The 21,341-nt window shown below is 50.5% G+C and carries 13 protein-coding genes; 4 read left to right on the top strand and 9 right to left on the bottom strand.

Annotation, left to right across the window (positions count from 1 at the left end):
• Positions 1–50: 50 nt before the first annotated feature.
• On the bottom strand, positions 51–1,139 hold the full coding sequence (gene gcvT / locus H9Q13_RS14875; protein WP_191184590.1) for a glycine cleavage system aminomethyltransferase GcvT: 1,089 nt from the start codon (positions 1,137–1,139) through the stop codon (positions 51–53).
• A 468-nt stretch (positions 1,140–1,607) separates the two neighbouring features.
• On the opposite strand from gcvT, the gene H9Q13_RS14870 reads away from it, so the two are divergent.
• Together H9Q13_RS14870 and H9Q13_RS14865 are read left to right on the top strand one after the other, a co-directional pair.
• The gene (locus tag H9Q13_RS14870; protein WP_191184589.1) at positions 1,608–3,080 is read left to right on the top strand and encodes a sensor histidine kinase; all 1,473 of its coding nucleotides are present in this window, start codon (positions 1,608–1,610) and stop codon (positions 3,078–3,080) included.
• A 46-nt stretch (positions 3,081–3,126) separates the two neighbouring features.
• Complete coding sequence (locus tag H9Q13_RS14865; protein ID WP_191184588.1) at positions 3,127–3,561, top strand: response regulator; 435 nt, start codon at positions 3,127–3,129, stop codon at positions 3,559–3,561.
• Between the two features lie 16 nt (positions 3,562–3,577).
• Here H9Q13_RS14865 and H9Q13_RS14860 read toward each other — a convergent pair whose 3' ends face one another.
• From H9Q13_RS14860 to H9Q13_RS14850, 3 genes are all read right to left on the bottom strand, one after another.
• Positions 3,578–4,174, bottom strand: a complete 597-nt coding sequence (locus H9Q13_RS14860; protein ID WP_191184587.1) for a ribonuclease HII — start codon at positions 4,172–4,174, stop codon at positions 3,578–3,580.
• A 182-nt stretch (positions 4,175–4,356) separates the two neighbouring features.
• Entirely contained in the window at positions 4,357–5,940 is a 1,584-nt protein-coding gene (locus H9Q13_RS14855) for a RagB/SusD family nutrient uptake outer membrane protein (protein WP_224744315.1), read from the bottom strand.
• A gap of 18 nt (positions 5,941–5,958) precedes the next feature.
• Complete coding sequence (locus H9Q13_RS14850; RefSeq protein ID WP_224744314.1) at positions 5,959–9,087, bottom strand: SusC/RagA family TonB-linked outer membrane protein; 3,129 nt, start codon at positions 9,085–9,087, stop codon at positions 5,959–5,961.
• A gap of 846 nt (positions 9,088–9,933) precedes the next feature.
• Between H9Q13_RS14850 and H9Q13_RS14845 the strand changes: the two genes are divergently transcribed.
• Both H9Q13_RS14845 and H9Q13_RS14840 read left to right on the top strand, forming a co-directional pair.
• Positions 9,934–13,128, top strand: coding sequence for a SusC/RagA family TonB-linked outer membrane protein (locus H9Q13_RS14845; RefSeq protein ID WP_191184586.1), 3,195 nt, complete (start codon positions 9,934–9,936; stop codon positions 13,126–13,128).
• Between the two features lie 20 nt (positions 13,129–13,148).
• Positions 13,149–14,627, top strand: a complete 1,479-nt coding sequence (locus H9Q13_RS14840; protein ID WP_191184585.1) for a SusD/RagB family nutrient-binding outer membrane lipoprotein — start codon at positions 13,149–13,151, stop codon at positions 14,625–14,627.
• Positions 14,628–14,715: 88 nt separating this feature from the next.
• Here H9Q13_RS14840 and prfB read toward each other — a convergent pair.
• From prfB to H9Q13_RS14815, 5 genes are all read right to left on the bottom strand, one after another.
• Positions 14,716–15,793 (bottom strand): peptide chain release factor 2 gene (prfB, locus tag H9Q13_RS14835; RefSeq protein WP_191184584.1). Its coding sequence is split into 2 segments (ribosomal slippage): positions 14,716–15,732 and positions 15,734–15,793, totalling 1,077 coding nucleotides; the frame shifts between segments, so codons are not numbered across the junction.
• A 91-nt stretch (positions 15,794–15,884) separates the two neighbouring features.
• Positions 15,885–16,958 carry a branched-chain amino acid aminotransferase gene (locus tag H9Q13_RS14830; RefSeq protein WP_191184583.1) on the bottom strand — a complete coding sequence of 358 codons (1,074 nt, stop codon included), beginning with the start codon at positions 16,956–16,958 and terminating at the stop codon, positions 15,885–15,887.
• 33 nt (positions 16,959–16,991) lie between these two features.
• Complete coding sequence (locus H9Q13_RS14825; RefSeq protein ID WP_191184582.1) at positions 16,992–17,543, bottom strand: cob(I)yrinic acid a,c-diamide adenosyltransferase; 552 nt, start codon at positions 17,541–17,543, stop codon at positions 16,992–16,994.
• 6 nt (positions 17,544–17,549) lie between these two features.
• Complete coding sequence (locus H9Q13_RS14820; RefSeq protein WP_191184581.1) at positions 17,550–18,272, bottom strand: ABC transporter ATP-binding protein; 723 nt, start codon at positions 18,270–18,272, stop codon at positions 17,550–17,552.
• 10 nt (positions 18,273–18,282) lie between these two features.
• Entirely contained in the window at positions 18,283–21,330 is a 3,048-nt protein-coding gene (locus H9Q13_RS14815; RefSeq protein ID WP_191184580.1) for a tetratricopeptide repeat protein, read from the bottom strand.
• Positions 21,331–21,341 lie beyond the last annotated feature (11 nt).

Below are 21,341 nucleotides of genomic sequence, written 5' to 3'. Positions count from 1 at the left end.
CGTTATTCGATTTAATTTATCACGAACAACGATCAACGGTTAACGATTAACTATTTCTTCACAAACGGCAGCTTCACTACCTGGCCTTTCATGTCCTTGTTGCGCACGCGTACGAACACTTCAGTACCCGGCTTGCTGTATTCCGTCTGCACATATCCCATACCTACGCCTTTGCCCAATGTAGGCGACATGGTGCCGGAGGTTACCTCTCCTATCTGCTCACCTTCGGCATTTACAATCTCGTAGTGCGCTCTAGGTATCGCCTTTTCCATCATCTCAAAACCAACAAGTTTTTTGCTAACGCCAGCGGCTTTCTGCTCTTTCAGATTTTCTGAGTTGGTGAACTCCTTGTCGAACTTGGTGATCCAGCCCAGACCGGCTTCCAGCGGTGAGGTCGTGTCGTTGATGTCGTTGCCGTACAGGCAGAAACCCATCTCGAGGCGCAGCGTGTCGCGGGCACCCAAACCGATCGGCTTTATACCTTGCTCCTTGCCAGCTTCCATAATTGCATGGAACACTTTCTCAGCGTCCTCATTCTTCACATAGATCTCAAATCCACCCGAGCCGGTATAGCCTGTAGCAGAGAGTATAACATCGGGCACACCAGCAAACTCACCCTTCTCGAAGGTGTAGTATACCATACTGCCCAAGTCTACTGAAGTAAGCGATTGCAGCGCTTCTACCGTTTTCGGACCTTGCACGGCAAACAGCGACATCTCATCCGAAATGTTCTCCAGTTCCGCTCCTTTTGTGTTGTATTTGTTTACCCAAGCCCAGTCCTTCTCAATGTTAGAGGCATTGACCACCAGCATGTATTCGTTTTCGGCCATGCAGTAAACCAGCAGGTCGTCTACGATGCCGCCGTCCTCGTTCGGGAAGCAGGAATACTGAATTTTACCTGGCGTTAGTTTAGATGCGTCGTTTGAAGTAATGCGCTGGATCAGGTCAAGGGCATTAGGGCCTTTCACCAGGAATTCGCCCATGTGCGACACGTCGAATATACCTACGCCATTGCGCACGGTGTTATGCTCCTCCAGATCAGACGAGTAGCGCACCGGCATGTTATACCCTGCAAAAGGCACCATTTTCGCACCCAGCGACTCGTGCACGTCATTTAAAGCTATTTTCTTCAGTTCCATTATAGGTTCGTTTGCTTATAAAGTGGTTGACAGCAAAAATAAGTAAATTATGCCCGCTTCTGAAATTTTATCGGTTATCTCCACCCTAAGAATTCCACTTTTGCCCCGAAAACAATTCATGTCATGCTCCAGCATTGCGGCTATACCTACAGAGGCTCGGGTCTATCGAATTCCTTTAAATAACACAATGTATTCATAGAGATACTGCACAACTTACATGCGGCTGGAGCGTAAACCGTACCATCACTTTTTTAGCCAAAAGGATAATGCATTTTATAAGAAAAGCCCTTGTTGCCTTTTTAGAGGGGCAATACACCCGCCTGTCCATATACAGTCGCAATCTAGTTCCTTTATCTGTAAGCCAATTTTCACGGAAGCTCAGTTCTTGCTAATTTAGCACAGATACGTATGTACCCGATTCCTTGGCCGGAGGTATTCTCCGATAAGCACTGCTACAGGTAAACTCAGATGAAATTATCAACCAAACTTTTTACCGGGTTCGTTCTGATCTCGATATTGTTCACGGCGGTGGCCATTGTCAACTTCAGGCTATCCGAAGATGTGATCGAAAACTCACAATGGGTATCCAAATCCCAGATTGTGGTGCGTAATTCGGCTTCTCTCCAGCGTAATATCATCGATATGGAGACAGGCTTGCGCGGCTTTCTGCTGAATGGGAACGAGCTCTTCCTGGACCCATACCATGAGGCCAAAAGACATTTGCCTAGCTTATTCACCGAAATCAAAGGCTATGTAGACACCTCGACCAGCCAGGGCGAAAAACTGGACAAGATCATTCGGACGCAGGAACGCTGGGTGAATGAATACGCAGAGCCGTTGATCGCCATGAAGCGCACCGACACCCTATCGGTCTCTTCACGCGCTTTCGACATGAAACTGGACACCCTGGTGATGGGCGAAAAAATATTGATGGACACAATCCGAACCGCGTTCCGGGACTTCAACTCATTTGAGTACAAGCTTCGGGAGGAAAGGCGGGAACGTCTCAACAGCAGTATCAATACTACGCGGCAGGTTTCCACCGTTCTCACCATACTGTCGGTGCTGCTCGGCCTGGGCTGGGCCTACTACATTACCAGGCTGATCTCTAACCGGATTGTCAAGATGGTTACGCTGGCCGACAGAATTTCCAGGGGCGACTACCAGACGCAGATCGTGGACACCACCAAAGATGAAATGAGCCAGCTCTCGAACTCTCTCAACCGGATGTCGGCCACCATCGACGAGACTTTTACCGAGCTCGACCGCAAAAACAAAGAGCTGGACCAGTTTGCCTACGTCGTTTCGCATGACCTTAAGGCGCCTCTGCGCGGCATCGAGGTGGCGTCCCGCTGGGTAGAGGAAGATATGGGGCAGAGCCTGCCTCAGAACATCAAAGAATACCTCATGATGATGCGGGTACGGGTACATCGCATGGAGAACCTGATTAACGGGATTTTGGCGCTTGCCCGCGTTGGCCGCACCACCCATATACAGGAGGAAGTAGATGTGAATCAGTTGCTGATGGAAGTTTCCGATATGGTGGCTCCGGCGGAAGGCTTTCAGGTAAACATTGCACCGGGTATGCCGATTTTATATACTGAGCGGGTACAGCTGCACCAGGTTTTCCTTAACCTCATCAGCAATGCGCTGAAGTACCATGATAAGCAAAAGGGCGAGGTTGACGTGACTTGGGAAGACGCTGACTCCTTCTATACCTTTTCGGTGTCGGATAACGGGCCAGGCATTGACCCCGAGTACCATGATCGAATTTTCGTGATTTTCCAGACATTACAGGAACGCGACGCCGTTGAAAGCACCGGAGTTGGCCTGGCGATCGTCAAGAAGATTGTAGAGCGGCATGGCGGTAGCATCTGGGTATCTTCATCGCCCGGCAACGGTGCATCTTTTAGCTTTACTTGGCCTAAAGATCAGGTATAAGTTAAATATTTATAGTAATTTTGCACATTGAATTTTGACAAACAACATGACCAATAAAGAAGTTAATATCCTGCTTGTAGAAGACGATTACCTGGATATTATGAACGTCGAACGTGAACTAAAGAAAATAGGTATCACACATCCGATACACGTGGCACGTAACGGCCGGGAAGCCCTTGACATGTTGCGAGGAAGCGGTGTGCCCAAAATTTCCCCTGCTCCCAGCGTCATCCTACTCGACATTAACATGCCCAAGATGAACGGCTTGGAGTTTTTGGCAGAACTGCGCACAGAGCCTGAGTTCAGCCACATTCCGGTTTTCATCATGACCACTTCGAACGAGGAGACCGACCGGATGGCAGCGCAGCGGTTGAACGTAGCTGGCTACATTGTAAAGCCCATGACTTTTGATCATTTTGACAACAGCCACTCCTCACTTGACAGTTTCACGCTTTTCCTGGATCTGATCAAGCTGAAATAAGTTTGCTATACCTCCATTAGAATAGTGTTAGCTGGTCAGGAAGCAATTTAAAAGACAGTCTGTGATGCGGCGTAGTGCCTGATGCGGCAATGGCACTACGGTGTTCCTGCGTCGGATAGCCGGCATTTCTTTCCCAACCATATTGCCCATACGCTGCCGCCAGCTGGTGCATCAGCTCATCTCGGTGCGTCTTGGCTAATACCGAAGCGGCAGCGATAGACAGGTATTTGCCATCCCCTTTTACGATACAGGTATGCGGAACAAGCTGAAACGGCTTGAACCTGTTGCCGTCTACAATCAAGTATTCTGCCTTTACCCTCAACCCCTCAATTGCCCGGTGCATGGCCAGGTAAGTCGCCTGCAAAATATTCATCGCGTCTATCTCTTCCGGACTCGCCTCGCCGATGGCCCAAGCCACGGCATCTCGCACAATATCCTCCCGTATCAGTGTCCGCTGTTTATGGCTCAGCTTTTTCGAATCGTTCAGCAATGCATGCCTGTAGTCCGGCGGCAGGATAACGGCTGCGGCCACCACCGGTCCTGCCAGGCAGCCTCTGCCTGCTTCGTCAATGCCGGCTTCGAATAATTTTCCGCTGAAGTTGGGGAGGAGCATAGTACTAGTAAATGGTTTAGATTTACATGTAAAGGTATTACAATGCACCATGATGGACAAAAAAGAGTAGGTTTCACTTGAAGCTGCATACTCGCTACTACCTGTTAATCAACTCCATTTAAATAAGAAAGCCTGCCAATTTGCATTGGCAGGCTTTCTTCAATTTATAATAACCGCTTGACTTAGTATCCAGGGTTCTGCTGAGCAGCTAACACAGGGTTAGATGAAATTTCAGAGATTGGAATAGGCCAGATAAAACGGAAGTCATCGTAAGGTATAAAAGGTATAGCAGTTGTCACGGCTTTGCCTGTGCCAGCCTCGTACTGAGGAAGTACAACTGGGGCAGACGCTACCTTAGCAGGTATACCTGCAGGTCCAAACTTACCTTCTTTTGCCAGACGGTGGATGTCCTTCCAACGCATACCTTCTGCCAAGAACTCGATACGACGCTCATTTACGATCGCCTGCGTCAGGTTATCGCCAACCAATAAGGTATAAACCTCGCTGGTAGAGCGGCCACGCACAGCATTCAGAAGTGAAAGGGCTCTCAGGCTGTTACCAAGTCTAGACTCAGCTTCCGCAACGTTTAGCAGTACCTCAGCATAACGCATGATTGGTGACCAATCTGACTGTGTAGCAGCATCTCTGTACTTTCTGGTGAAGATCGCTCGGGTAGTCGAAGTGGTAATGGCACGACGAGCGTCATTTGCAGGCCAAAAAGTTGCATTCCAGATAATTGGGCTAATAGCCACCAGCGCACGTGCACCAGGAAGGGCATTGTACATCTGACCTAATGAACCGTTTACACTGGCGTTGTCATTTGCTGTGTTCATGAACGAGAACATAGACTCCGTATTACCAGAGTTGCTCGCCCATGGGCCATCAGGTGACGCTGTTAATGCATATCCGCCGATTGGGCTGGAGAAAGGAGCTACCGTACCAGTGATAAGCTTATTTCCTTCTGTTACCACTCCCTGCCAGTCGCGCATGTGAAGCTTAACTCTGGTCTTCATACCAATAGCAGCACCTTTGGTTGCTCTTGAGATTTTAGCTCCAGCTGCACGCGTATCCGGAAGGTTTGCCTCTGCATAGTCCAAATCGGCTAGAATGGCGGCATAACCTTCTTTCACACTGTTTCTACCTTGCTGTCTTGCTTCTTCAACACGGGCCGGAGTGTTCACAGGAATCGTTCTGATCGGAACACCTGGGTGCGAAGCATCCGCCGTGTGGTTGTAAGGTCGTGCAAAATGCACCAGCAGTTCATGGTTTGAGAGAGCACGCAGGAAACGAGCCTCGCCAATGTAAGCATTGCCTACCTGAGCCGTAATCAGACCACTTGCTACTGCCTTCTCAACACCTTCAATCACGATATTTGCCTTGTTAATTACAGCATAAAGTGTTTCGAAGTGGAAAACGTTGTTAGCAGATGCCGCATTGTAAGTTGAGCCGTAAGTGATGGCATAGAAAGCCTCGAGGTTCAACATGTCCTCACCACGGTTATCGCCTTGCTCTACGTGGGCAGCTCCGAATGGATAGCCACGAACAGCTCCACCGGCATAGAAACCAGACTGGGCAGCGTCATAAACACCGTTTACAGCAAGCTCAACACGCTCAGGAGTTGTAAAGGCACTCTCTTCTGTCAGACGATCGAATGGAGCCAGCTCCGTTACGTCTTTATCACATGAAGTCAGCATCAGCGAGAAGCATACCGCTGGGGCAAGTACCGCTAACTTCAGCTTATTTTTCAGGAATGATCTATTTTTCATTTTAAGGAAATTAAATTATTAGAAACCAAGGTTTAAACCTACTGTGAACACACGCTGCTGAGGCTGGCCATTCCAATCTACACCCAGGTTGTTGTTAGTCAGGTTGGTGTAGGTCTCAGGATCAAGGCCAGTGTAGCTTGAGAACACAAATGCATTCTGAACCTGCGCATACAATCTCAGACGGTCAACGCTGATACGCTCGCTCAGTGTCTTAGGCAAGGTATAACCCAATGAAAGGTTGCTCACTTTTAAGAAGTCACCGCTTTCAACAAAACGAGAAGAAGATTCGCCGTTTGTGTTGATGAAGTTACCGAAGTTCGCACCTGCTGCCAGTCTAGGAGTTTGTCCGTCGCCTGGGTTTTCAGCACTCTGCCATCTGCCAAGGATCTCACGACCGTTGTTTTCAAATGCCATCGTCAAAAGGTCCTGGCGCGTACGGTTCATGATCTTGTTGCCACCAGAGAAGCGAACAAACACGTTAGCGTCGAAGTTACCCAACTTGAAGTTGTTGTCGAAACCACCGAACCACTTAGGAAGTGTGTTACCAAGGATAACTTTATCAGCAGATGACAGTGAAGACTGCGCACCAAGCACGTTAGGATTAGCAGGATCGTAAACGTAGTAAACGCCGGCAGAACCACCATTACCAGAGATGTTACCCTGTACTAATGAGCCATTTGCCTTGCGGTAGATTGGGTTACCATTTACTTTGTTTACACCTTCGTACTGATAGCCGTAGATAGAGTTGATAGACTCTCCTTCACGGTGGATCGTGTAGTCAAATATAATGTCACGACCGTCAACCAGTTCTTTTACTTCGTTGTTCTGCGTAGAGAAGTTGAAGTTAGAGTTCCAGCTGAAGTTAGACTTATCGATTACAGTACCAGAGATACTGAATTCGATACCGTCGTTGTACACACGGCCGATGTTTCTGATGATAGAGTTGTTAGGAACGCCCAATGATGGAGGTGTTGGCGCAGCAAGCACTACGTCAGAGTTGTCCTTTTTCCAGTAAGCAAGCTCTAGGTTAAGACGTCCGTCGAACAAGCCTAAGTCCATACCGAAGTCAGTAATCTGCTGTGATTCCCAACGTAGGTCTGGGTTACCAGTGTTGCTGAACGAAATACCATTGAAAGTTCCGTACTGAGCTGCACCGAATGAACCCAGGTATGGATAGTTACCACCAGGGATACCAATGTTACCAACTTCAGCGAAGCTACCACGCAATCTCAGATCAGAGATGAAGCTCAGGCTGCTTGCGTTCTTAAAGAATTCCTCTTCAGAAACTCTCCAGGCAGCAGATACGCCAGGGAAATAGCCCCAACGGTTGTCAGGAGAAAGTTTAGAAAGACCGTCGGCACGCATTGAAGCACCTACATAGTATTTGCCAGCGTAGTTATAGTTGAAACGACCCAGGTAAGAAGCAAGACCGTTCTCGCCTACACCACCGGAAGCAAACTGGTTCGCAAATGCGCCACTTACCAGGTTTTCGCTGAAGAAGCGGTCAGATAGGCCTGTACCTTGTGCCTGGAAGAAGCTTGATCTTGTTTTGTTATATTCCTGAACAGCAGTTACATCGAAGTTGTGAACCTCGTTCAATGTTTTGTTATAGCTCAGGATATTCTGCCAGTTCCATGCTTTGATTGGAGAGTAAGCTTGAGATACCAGACCGCTAGAACCTATACCGTCACCATGACGTGGGTCATTGTAAAGGAAGTCATCAACCAATGTTAAGTCAGCACCCAATAAGGTCTTGAAGCGCAGGTTATCCACCAGTTTGAAATCCAGGTATACGTTACCAAGACCACGGTAAGTAGTTGCTCTACGAACGTTGTTATCTAGAACGAAACGGATGTTCGGGATACCATTGGCGATGATGCCGGCGTTCGGACCGCGTCCAAGAGCTCTTGGCTCAGCTATGTCAATGTTGTAACCTGTAGGGTGGTTCGGGTTGAATACCGGCACGTTAGGGTGCATACGAATCACACTGAAGATGTTACCTGACAAGCTGTTAGATCCTGTAAGAGGACCCTCGTTGATCTGATTGGTCAAACCAGCCTGCAAACCAAAATCCAAGAACTTAGTTACTTTGGTATTTAGGTTGGTACGCACAGAGTAGCGCTCCAGGCTGTTGGCACGGCCAATACCCTCTTGGTTTGAATAGCCAAGTGAGAAGTAGTAAGTAGTTTTATCAGTACCACCGCTTGCAGAGAATGAGTGGCTCTGCTGGAATGCTCTACGGAACACTTCGTCGTTCCAGTCTGTATCTGCGTCACCTAAAGCGGCTGGCGAAGTCAGACCAAGGCTTCTGTATTTCTCGTTTGTGATTTCCACGAACTCCTGAGCGTTGAGCAGGTCATGCAGCTCAATAGCCTTGGCAGTACCTGCCCAGCCATCGTAAGCAAACTTGGCCTGGCCAGCCTTACCACGTTTTGTAGTGATCAGGATTACACCGTTGGATGCACGTGAACCGTAAACTGCAGTTGCAGCACCGTCCTTCAGGATCTCAAATGACTCGATATCGTTCGGGTTGATGTCGGCAAGCGAGTTAGATGGAGTAAATGCACCCTGGTTTCCAGAAGTAGCTGGCACACCATCAATTACGATAAGCGGCTGCGTGCTGGAAGAGATAGAGTTTACACCACGGATGTTGATCTTTGGAGGCGCACCTAGGATACCAGATGGCTGCGTGATCTGTACACCAGATGCACGACCTGCCAGCTGCTGATCAAAAGACGGAGTGGCCAAATTGGCAATATCCGAACCTTTTACAGAAGCGATAGAGCTGGTCACGTCTTTCTTCTGTTGCGTGCCATAACCTACTACAACAACTTCGTCAAGTTGTCTCTGGTCAATTTCAAGCGAAACATTAATAGAGGCAGCAGTACCGATCGGGCGCTCTACGGTCTTGTAACCCAGGAATCGGAATACCAAAGTATTGCCGCCCGCAGGCACATTAATAGAGAAAGCACCGTCTGCACCTGTAGCGGTACCCGCACTTGTTCCTTTCACAAGCACTGCAACACCAGGAAGGCCTTGGCCAGTCGACTGGTCTGTTACGGTACCCGTAACGGTTCTGCTCTGAGCCACTGCCTGGTGAAGCAGGGCGAATACCAGAGCAAAACTCAACAGTAGTAGTTTTTTCATTGGTCTGTTAATTGAGGTGAATAATAATTATAGATTAGAGTTGTAATACACATTTAACACAATAATCCTGAAAGTTCTGATGCTCAGAGCATGAACTACCCTTATCGGAAAGTCGTCAGGAATTCTATGGATTAGGCAGTGTTTGCCTGATGGGCTTGTTTTGCAGCTAACTACAAATACAGGTAAAATGTAAAGTAAATCTAAAGCATATTCTTTTTAATATATTATTTACAGGCTATTCATGCCCCATATTTATGAATAAAATTCTGCTCTTGCAATACTCCATCCTTCGGATGTCAAAATTTTAATTCACCTTTTCAGAGCGGTAAATTAAGAATATAATTTCACAGTATAGCAAACAGATATATATAAAATTAAACCTAGATCATACTCATTCTCAGCGCCTCACTTACGGGAAATATAAGTTTCCGGATTTCGCTAAGCACACTTATTTTTTCCATTACACCTATCTCCTCCGTTGTTGGCATTACCGCCTGCTTAACACCCCCAAATTCCCCCAAAACAATGTTTCAACATTTTTAAACATTGAATATATAAATTTAACAATGCTATATGCAGCCTAATAAAGGGTATATATTTAGTTAAAATATTGTATATCAAGCCTTTTTAAAGTTTTGTTACGTATAATGTTATGAATCTATAATTGCATTTTAACATTAAAAGATACTTTTATTTAAATATTCATTGTTTAAACTTTCATTTTATTTAGTTCAAATATTTCTAAAATCTTCTTAAGTCCAATTCCAAATTCCCCACTAAGTGTCTTCCCAAGCGCTTTGCACTTTTGATATTCTGCATTAATCATGACCCAAAAAACTTGGCAACATGCACAAACTACTACTAGTAAGTTTTATTCTGGCATTCTTCCTTTTTCATGAAGGTATGGCCCAGACTAAAACGGTTACGGGCACCGTAACAGACCAGCAAACAGGGCAGGGACTGCCCGGAGTTGCCGTACTGGTACAAGGTACCAGCGTCGGCACAACAACCGGAACCAATGGCGAATATACCATCAACGTGCCGCAAGGCTCCAACACACTCGCATTCCGTTTTATCGGCTATACTACCGTTACACGCAACATCGACAACCAGACCACCATTAACGTGACCCTGAATGTAGACACGCGGCAACTTGGTGAGGTTGTGGTAACCGCTTTCGGTATAGAAAGGGAAGAAAAGGCGCTAAGCTACTCCGTACAACAGGTAAGCGGCGACGAAGTGAACCGGGCTAACCAGCCCAACGTAACGAATGCGCTGCAAGGCAAGGTGGCCGGCGTGATTGTCCGCCAGTCAAGCGGCATGCCGGGCTCGTCCTCACAGATCACCATCCGGGGGGCCCGCTCTCTTGTAGGCAACAACCAACCGCTGTATGTGGTGGACGGCATGCCGATTGAAAGCGATGCGATTCAACAGGCCGGCGGTACAGGTATAGGCGTGGGTGGTGTCAGCGGAACCGATGCTTCGGCACGTGCCCTTGACATCAACCCGAATGACATCGAGTCGATCTCTGTGCTCAAGGGTGGTGCAGCCGCGGCGCTTTACGGTGTTCGCGCCGCAAATGGTGTTGTGCTCATCACTACTAAGAAAGGAAGAGGCCTGGATGCACAAGAGAGAGCAACCATTACGTTCTCAACCGACTACCAAATAGATCGCGTATCCAAACTGCCAGACCTGCAAAGCACATACTCCCAAGGCTCCGGCGGTGTGTATAACCGCGCCACCTCCCTCTCGTGGGGCCCCCGGATCAGTGAGCTCGGCGATGTGGTGGATGCCACTGGCGCAACAGTATCCGGCAACAGGGTGTTCGACAACGTGGACCCATTCTTCCAGACCGGACATACGGCCACAAACAGCATCTCGGTAGCTAACAGCGGCCAGATAGGCAACTATGCCGTAACCCTGGGCTATACAGACCAGGAGGGAATTATCCCGACTACAGGTATGGAGCGCTTCAACGGTAAAATAGCCGGCGAATTCAAGATGCACCCTAAGGTAACACTCGGTGCATCCGTCAATTATTCTGACGTTCACATCGATAAGGTGCCGGGCGGCTCTAACCTTTCCAACCCGCTCTTCACACTGTACGCGGCACCGCGCAACTTCGACCTATGGGGTCTTCCTTTTGCCGACCCGCTCAACCCGTACAGACAAATCAACTACCGGGGCGCGATGGACAACCCAAGATGGGCGCTGGCCAACAACCAGTTCTATGAGGACACCCGTCGAGTTATCAGTACAGCCAATATTAATTACCAGGCTTTGGACTGGTTGCAAGTAAACTACAGGCTAGGCGGCGACTTCTTTATAACAGATGGCAAAGAGGTTTATGAACTTGGTTCGGGCTTTACGGGTGGTAGAACTCCTACTCCTTCTGGCGGCCAGATCAATGACTATGCCTACAACCAAAACCAGATCAACTCCAACCTTTCCTTTATTGCCAACAGAGAGTTCGGTGAGGACATCAATGTAAACTTCCTTTTGGGAAATGAGATATACGATATCCGCAACCGGCTAATTTCTACGGTGGGCCGGGGTATAGCGCAGGGCGGTTTCCGCAACATAAGCAACACGGTGGTGCAAAACGCCGCTGAAACCATCACCCGCAGAAGGGTCGCCGGATTTTATGCCAACGCAGAAGTCGGATTTCGGGATTACCTCTTCCTGAACGCATCAGCACGAAGGGACTATGTATCTAACCTGGCCCGCGGCAACCGTGCTTTCTTCTACCCTTCGGTGGGAGTGGGCTTTGCCTTTACCGATGCCTTCGACCTGCAGAATGATATCCTGAACTTTGGCAAAGTGAGAGCATCGTATGCCGAGGCTGGCCAGGCGCCTGACCAGGCTTATATCACCCGCAATATCTTCATCCCGGGAGGCGCTCTGAATGTGGGTGGTTTCCTGAATGATGGTATACAGTTCCCGTTCAACAACACCATTGGCTATACCCGCAGCGCCACATTCCGGACAGAGGAATTGAGGCCACAGAACACGCGTACAGTGGAGTTTGGCGGTGACTTCAGACTGTTCGATAACCGCATCACGCTGGACTATACCTATTATGTGCAGACAACGGAAGATCAGATATTCAGTGTTCCGGTGGCGAGCTCTTCGGGTTTTTCCGCTGAGTTTAGAAACGCAGGACGCCTGGAGACAAAAGGCCATGAATTAATCGCCTCCATTATCCCTCTTCAGACAGAAGATTTTGAATGGACCTTCACCACGAACTATACCCGCTATCGAAACCGGGTGGTCGAACTGGCCGAAGGGGTGGAGAGCATCTTTCTGGGTGGCTTCGTGACACCGAACGTCCGGGCTGAGGCCGGAGCGCTGTATCCGATCATATTCGGCTCTTCTTTTGTGAGGGACGACAACGGCAATGTGGTGGTAGACAGTCGCGAAACCATATCCGGCAACCCGAACCCAAGGTTTGGCATGCCGCTGCTTGGCGGCGAAGCCAAGAACATTGGCAACGTGCAGCCTGACTTTGAAATTTCTTTCACCAATGGCTTCACTTATAAAGGCATCAACCTGACAGCGCAGGTGGACTGGCGCAAAGGCGGCAACATGTACGCTGGAAATACCAGACTGCTGAAGCTGTACGGCATGGCAGAGCTGACCGAAGACCGCGAAAGCGACTATGTATACCCTGGCGTGAAAGGATTCCGGGATGACAATGGAAACTTGGTTGTGGAAGGGCCAAATGATATCACCATCCAGCGAAATCAGGTGTTTTGGCAAAGCACCATGGACCAGATCGATGAATCCAATGTGTTCTCTACCTCTTTTGTGAGGTTGCGGGAGGTTGCCCTCAGCTTCTCACTTCCTGAAACGCTGACCGACCGGACTTTTGTCAAAAACGCTTCGGTGGTGCTGACTGGCCGTAACATCTTCCTGATCTCTGACTACCCTAATTTTGACCCCGAGACAAGTGTGGGTGGCGGTAGCAACTTCCAGGGATTGGAGTATGTGACACTACCGCAGGCCAGAAGCTTTGGAGCCGGTTTAAGACTAACATTTTAACAGACAGAAACCATAGAATCATGAAAAAGCATAGATATATAAGTTTTTTTCTTGCTGTTGGGTTAGTCGTAGGAGGCGGCTCATGCAGCGACGATAAGCTAGATGAGATTGACACCAACCCCAATAACCCCGAGGAGGTGTCGGTGAACCTGCTTTTGCCGCAGGTAACGGTAAACATTCCAACAGCAGTGGCAGGTGCCGACCTGTCGTGGTATTCCTCCGTTTTTGTGCAGCATACCGCCGGTGTGCATGCCCAGCTGCAGGAGGCAGATCGCCGTTCCGGACTGGAAAACAACACGCTGGTCAATAATATGTGGAACAACATATACGCTGGCGTGCTTCCAGACCTGAACCTGATAATTGAGCGTGGTTCAGCTGGCGGTGCGGAGGACGGCAACCTGGTGCATGTAGGTATAGCCAAAGTATTGAAGGCGTACACCATGTCCATTGCCACAGACATCTGGGGCCGCGTTCCCCTTTCCGAAGCGGGTCAGGGCGTAGAGAACCGCACGCCGGTTTACGATACGCAGCAGCAGATCTACACCGAGATTCAAAGTCTGCTGGACGAGGCCATTGTCGATCTGGCAAGCGGGGCTCCCACTCCTGCCGGCCAGGATCTGATTTACTCAGGCAATACCACAAACTGGACCAGGGCTGCTTACTCCCTGAAAGCAAGGTTTCACAACAGGTTGAGCAACATTGACCCGACGGGCTCTGCCCAAGCGGCGCTTGCAGCGGCGGCCCAAGGCTTCACTAGCGCTACTCAGAATTTCACTTTCAACAAATATTCTGCAGCCGCCACGGGGCAACACCCTTGGTGGCAAGAAGCCAATGACCGAAGCCACCACGCCGTGAGCGCATCTTTCGTGCAAACATTGCAGGGCCTGAATGACCCTCGCCTGGCGGCTATGGTTGCCCCCGCTCCTGATCCGAGCACTGCAGCCGGAAACCCCGTTATAGTCGGAGCTCCCAATGGCACGCTCATCAATGATCAGGCTAACCGCGCCTTCTCGGATGTCAAGAACCCGAATAACACCTCATCGGGGCCCTATGTACTGGAGTCGACCTCTACTCTTCCGTTGATGACATACGATGAATTAAAATTCATTGAGGCCGAAGCTCACCTTAGATTAGGCAACACCGCGCAAGCCCTGATCGCTTATCAGGAAGGAATTAGGGCGGCCATGGTCAGGCAGATCAATGCTCCCCCTGCTGCCATTGACGCGTATATCGCTGCAAATGCGGCTACTGTTTCCTTGGAGAGTATCATCCGCCAGAAGTGGATCGCCTTCTTCTACTTCCAGTCGATTGAGGCTTATAACGACTGGCGAAGAACAGGCTTCCCAGCCTTTATATCCCAGCATCCAATCTCCCCTCCGCCCCTGCGCTTCCCTTACGCTCAAAACGAACTGGACACAAACGAGTCAAATGTTCCGGATGTGAGGGGGTCTCAGATTTTCTCAAGCGGTGTTTGGTGGGATGATGGCACAGAGGACTAAACCTGTTATTCAGTTTAATTAAAAAAAGAGGCTCCCGTTAAGGAGCCTCTTTTTTTATTAAAAGGGTATACGATACTTTGCAATTTGCCTAGGCCTGCATCAGAAACGCCTTGATGTATTCGTCCAGGTCGCCGTCCAGCACTTTTTGCACGTCAGAGCGTTCCACACCGGTCCGGATATCCTTTACCAGCTTGTATGGGTGCAGCACATAATTGCGAATCTGGGAACCGAAGTCAATGCGCTTTTTGGTGCTCTCCACCCGGTCACGCTCCTCATTGCGCTTGTCAACTTCTATCTGGTACAGGCGCGACCGAAGCATACGGATGGCGTGCTCTTTGTTCATGAGCTGCGAGCGCTCGATCTGGCACTCGATCACGATGCCTGTCGGTTTGTGCTTCAGGCGTACGGCCGTCTCGACTTTGTTCACGTTCTGACCACCTGCACCACCTGAACGAAAAGTGTCCCACTCAATGTCGGCCGGGTTTACCTCGATGTTGATGGTGTCGTCCACCACAGGGTAGGCAAACACAGAAGCGAAAGAGGTATGGCGCCGGCCACCGGAGTCAAACGGAGAGATACGCACCAGCCGATGCACACCGATCTCAGACTTCAGGTAGCCATAGGCAAAGTCGCCGGTTATTTCCAGCGTGGCCGATTTTATACCTGCCCCCTCGCCCGGGTTGTAGTTTACCTGCTTCACCCCGAACCTGTGCGACTCGGCCCACATGATGTACATACGCATGAGCATTTCGGCCCAGTCCTGGCTCTCGGTGCCGCCCGCGCCCGGATTTATCTCCAAAATGGCGCTGAGCTGGTCTTCCTCGCCGCTTAGCATACGCTTGAACTCGAGTCCCTCAATGGCCTCCTCCGTTTTTTTGGCCTCCTCTTTAATATCCTCCTCCGAAACGTCTCCTTCTTTGTAGAAATCAAAAAGTACTTCCAGGTCTGAGAGCACTTTCTCCACCTCTTCGTAATGGTCTGTCCATACCTTGATGGACTTCACTTCCTTGAGCACCTTCTCAGCTTCTTTCGGGTCGTCCCAAAAGTTGGAGGCCAGCGTCTGCTTCTCGGTTTCTTCTATCTGTTCTTTCTTGGTATCGTAGTCAAAGATACCTCCTCAAAGCCTCTACACGGGCTTTTAAATCCTTTACTTGCTCAGCAGTCATATGGGTTGGTTAAATTCTGGTTAGAACGACAAAATGCTGGAGGAAAAGCTTGTCTGCCTGTCCTCCAGCACTGTATTATTGGAAAAAGCCTTTAGAGGCTGATTTTTTGAATCCAGTTGTGCGGGTCTGGTGCCTGACCAGTCTTAATGCGCTCCAGCTCTTCGGCTATGCTGAGAGAGATCTGGCGATCTTCCACTGCTGGCAAATCCAGGTCTTCGCCATTCACATGGATGGTGGCAATCTGCGCAATGGTGGCAGCTGTACCTGTACCGAAAGCCTCTTGCAGCTTGCCTGCTTTGTGAGCCTGGGCAATCTCGTCTACAGATACTTTCCTCTCTTCCACCGGTATGCCTTTGTCGCGGGCAATCTGCAGCACACTGTCGCGGGTTATACCTGCCAGGATGGTGGTGCTCACGGAAGGTGTCACCAGTTTGCCGTCGATCACAAACATCAGGTTCATGGTGCCGGATTCCTCGATGTACTTGTGCTCCAGGGCATCTGTCCAGATTAGCTGATGATAGCCACGCTCCTGCATTTTACGGGCAGGGTAAAGCGCTGCACCATAGTTACCGGCTGCCTTGGCATACCCCGCTCCGCCTTCAGCAGATCGCACGTAGTTTGGCTCGATGGCTACCCGTAACGGCTGGCCGTAGTAAGCCCCAACCGGACAGCTGAAAATCACGAACCGGTAGTTGGATGACGGGCGTACACCGATAAAGTCGTCAGTGGCGAAGATGAACGGACGAATGTACAGGGCACAGCCTGGTGTAGGTGGCACCCAGGCCGCATCGAGACGCAGCAATTGCTCCAGTCCCTGCATGAAGATTTCTTCCGGCAGTTCAGGTATACACATGCGGTCAGCGGATATGTTGAGGCGCCTGAAGTTATCGAGCGCCCTGAACAACAGGATATCGCCTTCAGCGTTTTTGTAGGCCTTCATACCTTCGAAAATTGCCTGACCGTAGTGCAGGGCCGAAGTAGCAGGACTGAGCGACATGTTACCGTAAGGCACGATTTCAGGAGTTTGCCAGGCACCGTTTTTATAATCGGCTACCAGCATGTGATCGGCAAAGATCTTCCCGAACTCGATATTATTGAAGTCCAGCTCGCTAATGCGGCTTTGGGGCACGCACCGGACAGGTATAGTTGGGGTATCAACTGACATAAATAAAGGGATTATTAGAGTTGAACAATAAAATCAGACGCGTGGCTTCCAGGCTATCTCTTCAGCCTGTAACTCATACGTCATTTTACGGCAAAGAGCAAACAGGTAATCCGACAATCGGTTCAGGTATACGATGACCAGATCAGCGACAGCAGACTCTTCCTGCAGGCGTATGGCCAGGCGCTCGGCACGGCGGCACACGCAACGGGCCAGGTGGCAGAACGAAACGGATTGGTGGCCTCCCGGCAGCACAAAAGCACGCAAGGGCGGCACTTCAGCGGTCATCTTGTCAATTTCCTGCTCCAGTAAGGTTACATCCTGTTCGTGCAGATCGGGCGTTACCATTTTAGTGCCCTTTTCAGGATCGGTCGCCAGGGTGGAGCCGATGGTAAAGAGGCGGTCCTGAATCTCTTTCAGGATATCAGCCCGGCCTTTGTTCACTTCCTGATCGCGCACCAGTCCGATGTAGGAATTGAGTTCGTCTATGGTGCCGTAAGATTCTATGCGCAGGTGCGACTTGGCTACCCGGGTGCCTCCTATAAGGGAGGTGGTGCCTTTGTCGCCTGTCTTCGTGTATATTTTCATGTTGGGTTAATGCGCTGCGTTTTCATTCGCATGCGAGGCAATTTCGTGGTTCACCTCGTCCGATTCTATGAGCCCGTCCCGAAGTCGAACGATGCGATGGGCATACTTGGCAATGTCCTCCTCGTGCGTCACCATGATAATGGTGTTGCCTTTGGCGTGCAGGTTCTCGAACAGCTCCATAATTTCGTAAGAGGTCTTGGTATCGAGGTTACCCGTGGGTTCGTCGGCCAGAATGATACTCGGGTTATTGATAAGGGCACGGGCAATGGCCACACGCTGCCGCTGACCACCGGATAGTTCGTTCGGTTTGTGCTTGCCCCGGTTGCCCAGTCCCACACTTTCCAGCGCCTGCTGTGCTTTCTCTTCGCGTGCAGATTTGTTATACCCGGCGTAGATCAAAGGCAAGGCCACATTCTCGAGTGAGCTCTGGCGCGGCAACAGGTTAAATGTCTGGAATACGAAGCCGATCTCCTTGTTGCGCACCTCTGCCAGCTCGTTGTCAGTCATATTGCTCACATCGTTGCCATTGAGAACGTACTGCCCGCCCGAAGGGGTATCGAGACAGCCGATGATGTTCATGAGCGTAGACTTTCCGGATCCGGAAGGCCCCATAAACGCCACGTATTCGCCCCGCTCTATCCGGATAGACACAGACTTGAGTGCGTGGATGGTTTCGCTCCCCATCCGGTATACCTTGGAAATATCGTTTGTCTCAATGATGGTGCTCATATGACCTGGGTTATAGTTGCCATTCGTCGGCCTCAGCCTCTTTCGCTCGGCGCTGTCTATCAAATTTCTCTTTAAATGTAGTATATTCCGGGGCAGAAAGCAAGCTGCGCAGCGAAACAAGTGCCTGATCGGCATAGCTCCCCAAGCCTTTGTTGACACTCTCCAGCGCATAGGCTTTGTACAGCCTCGCCGAGTAAGGGTTATAGGTGATACCATCCAGCAGGATGCTGTAGGCTTTCATTTCTGCTGGCTTATACCTGGCGAAGAAAGCGGCTGCGTCTTCCACAACGTGCTCATCGTACAGTAGCATACTCAGGGCCTGCTCGTAGCGTTCGGCGGCTTCGCGGTCACGGCCTTTCACCTCGGCGATCTTGGCCCGCAGGTATAGCTTCTGCCGTTTGTCCTTCGGTGTCAGGTATAGGTTGTCTATGCGTTTCACCAGTATGTCGTAGTTCTTGGTGTAGAGCCAGAGCTTCATCTGCTGCAGGTTCAACTTCGAGCGGAGCTCTCCTTCCGGACGCAGTTCTGCAGCGGCCTCTTTTATGGCATCGCTCGCCAGTTTCCAGCGTTTCTTCTCTATGTAATAGTCCACCCGGGCCACCATGGCCTCGCGGCGCAGGTCTTTGTCCTTCACGCTGCTCACGATGCCCTCCACATCCTGTGGCAGCAGGTCCGGCAGGTAGGCAATGAGGTACTGCACCTTGTCACGGTCCGGGGCCTCCGCCATGATGGTGACAGGCGACTGGTCCAGCACTTCGCGCAGGGAGGTAGCCACAGCAATCGCAGACTCCAATTCTGTGAAACCCACTTCACGCAGGGCTTCCGTGGCAGCCTCGGTCTGGTGGTTGAGGGCCAGCGCATAGGCGTGGGAAATGAAAGCCTGGTTGAACCCTCGGTCTTTGGCCTCTTTGAAGTAGGAAGCGGCTGCTCCGTAGTTCTCCTCCTCCATCATCCAGTGGCCCAGTGCATTGTAATAGTAGCCACTGCGGCCTGTTGCTGAAAGGGCCAGGTTCTCCACCACGCTTCTGGCTTCTTTTGGCCGTCCGTCATAGTGGTGCACGAGCCCCTTCAGGTATAGCAGGTCCTCCATAAACAGCTGGTTCTCGCGGGAGGACAGGTAACGGTTGATCGGCTTCAAAAGTGAGGTATCGCCTTTGTTCACGCTGCCGATCGTGTTGTTGTAGAACAGTGTCATATCGGCCACTTGCTCCAGCGAATCGGGCTCAAAAATGTCTGCTTTCACATCATGCGTTCGACCCAGCAATAGGTCGAGCGCGGCCATATTGCTGCGAAGCGGCTTGTATTTGGCAGAACGTATCTCAGACACCAGTTCCTTGGCCTCATCCGGCATGGCCTGGCGGGTATAAAACGCCAGCCTGTTGCTTCGCACCACATCCGGCTCAGAGGTGTGTTTCTGTGCCAGGTCAAAATAGTACTCCACACTGTCAGACACACTGGTTTTGGCGTACAACAGGGCCAGGTTATTGTATATCTCACCGCTTTCCGGGAAGGCAGCTGCCCCCTGCTGGAGCACATACAGCTTTTCGAAGAAGTACTGTTTCAGATCGTAGAGGTTTGCCAGGCGCACGTACAGCTTCGGGTTTGGGCGCTTTTGCAGTGACTCCTGCAGGCTTAGTATCTCGTTGTTCCGCTGTCCCTGCTCGCGGTACATACTAGACAGGCTGAAATTGGCCTTCACGTTGTTGACATCGTACAGGTCACTCTCCTGATAGAAGCGCTCGGCCAAAATGCTGTTGTCGGAGGTTCGGTACAGATCGCCGAGGTAGCTGTAGTAGCCTGCGTAGGCATAGAAATAGACCCGGTACTGGGTGCGCATCACCAGAATGGCCATCAGAATGGCTCCCATCGTGAAAATGGTATAAACAGGAAGCCGTTTCGGTTGGTACACAATCTTGTATACCTGTAGCCGCTGTTCGATCAGACGGCCGAAGTTGGCCATCACATAGATGAAGAAAAACACCCCAAAAGCCAGGTGCGTGTACACGATCAGGTCATGAAACAGCACGGTGAGTGAGTCGTTGGAGGTGGCGAAGGCGTAGCCTATGCTCAGAAAGGTGATGATGGCAAACACCAGGTATAGCACCGCCCCGGTCGGTTTGAAAGGGAACAGCCTGCCATAGTAAGCTTCGCGTTGCCCCATCCCCCAGAACCCGGCCACCACCGAGAGCAGCAGGATCACGTAGGCGTTCACATAAAACAAATCTTCGCCCTTTACATAGCCCACGTGGCGCAGGTATAGCAACAGCAGGTTGAGCAGGTATAACATACTTACCAGCACAAATTGCCACATGCTGAAACGGCGCTCGGGCTTGCCGCCCTGTGTATTGATCCAAAGCAATGCGTTGATGTTCGCATAGCCCACCCAGATCATAAAGAGGAAAGATGCCACGATCAACCCCAATGAGCTGTAGTTGACCAGGTGCAGTGTGGTGAGCAGCGGCGGAAAGTCGGACTCCATGTAAACCAAGGCGCCCAGCACCCCTACCAGACCCAACATGGCCAGCACACGCAGCGTGAAGGAAACCTGCTGGTAGAAAGCCTGGAATGCATAGCTGGCCACGGCAAAAAACACGATAAAGAGCAGCAGAGTGGTCTGTCCTGTGCTGTTGCCGATCACGCCCAGCAGATCGAGGTTAAAGGATGCCAGCAAGAGCATAAGCAGCAGCATGCCCGCAAAGTAAGGAATACGCTGCATGGTACTGATGGCGGCGGCATAAAAGGCCAGCGCAATGGCAAGCACCACCAGCACCCCGATGGCCGCAAAGGTATTGACCCTTGGCATGGCCACATCGTACTGCTCGGTTAGCAGGTAGCCGTCGACGTATAGTGTGAAAGGTTCGAGCAGGCGGCTGAACTCATGCACGGGCACCTGCACGACCTGCAGCTCAGGCAACTTGTCCCAGGCAAATGCCGTGCTATCACCAGTAAAATAGTGGTATACCCCCAGCAGCAGTGCCAGTACAGCCAGTATCAGTAAAAAAAGATAGGGATACCTGGTGTCCGCATCCCATCTGTTCCAAAACTTAATTTTGTTCATAGACACGCCAG

Origin of the sequence: Pontibacter aquaedesilientis (genome assembly GCF_014773225.1) — a bacterium.
GTDB lineage: Bacteria > Bacteroidota > Bacteroidia > Cytophagales > Hymenobacteraceae > Pontibacter > Pontibacter aquaedesilientis.
The sequence above is the reverse complement of the archived record's forward strand: the minus strand, read 5'-3'. Positions and strand labels throughout refer to the sequence as shown.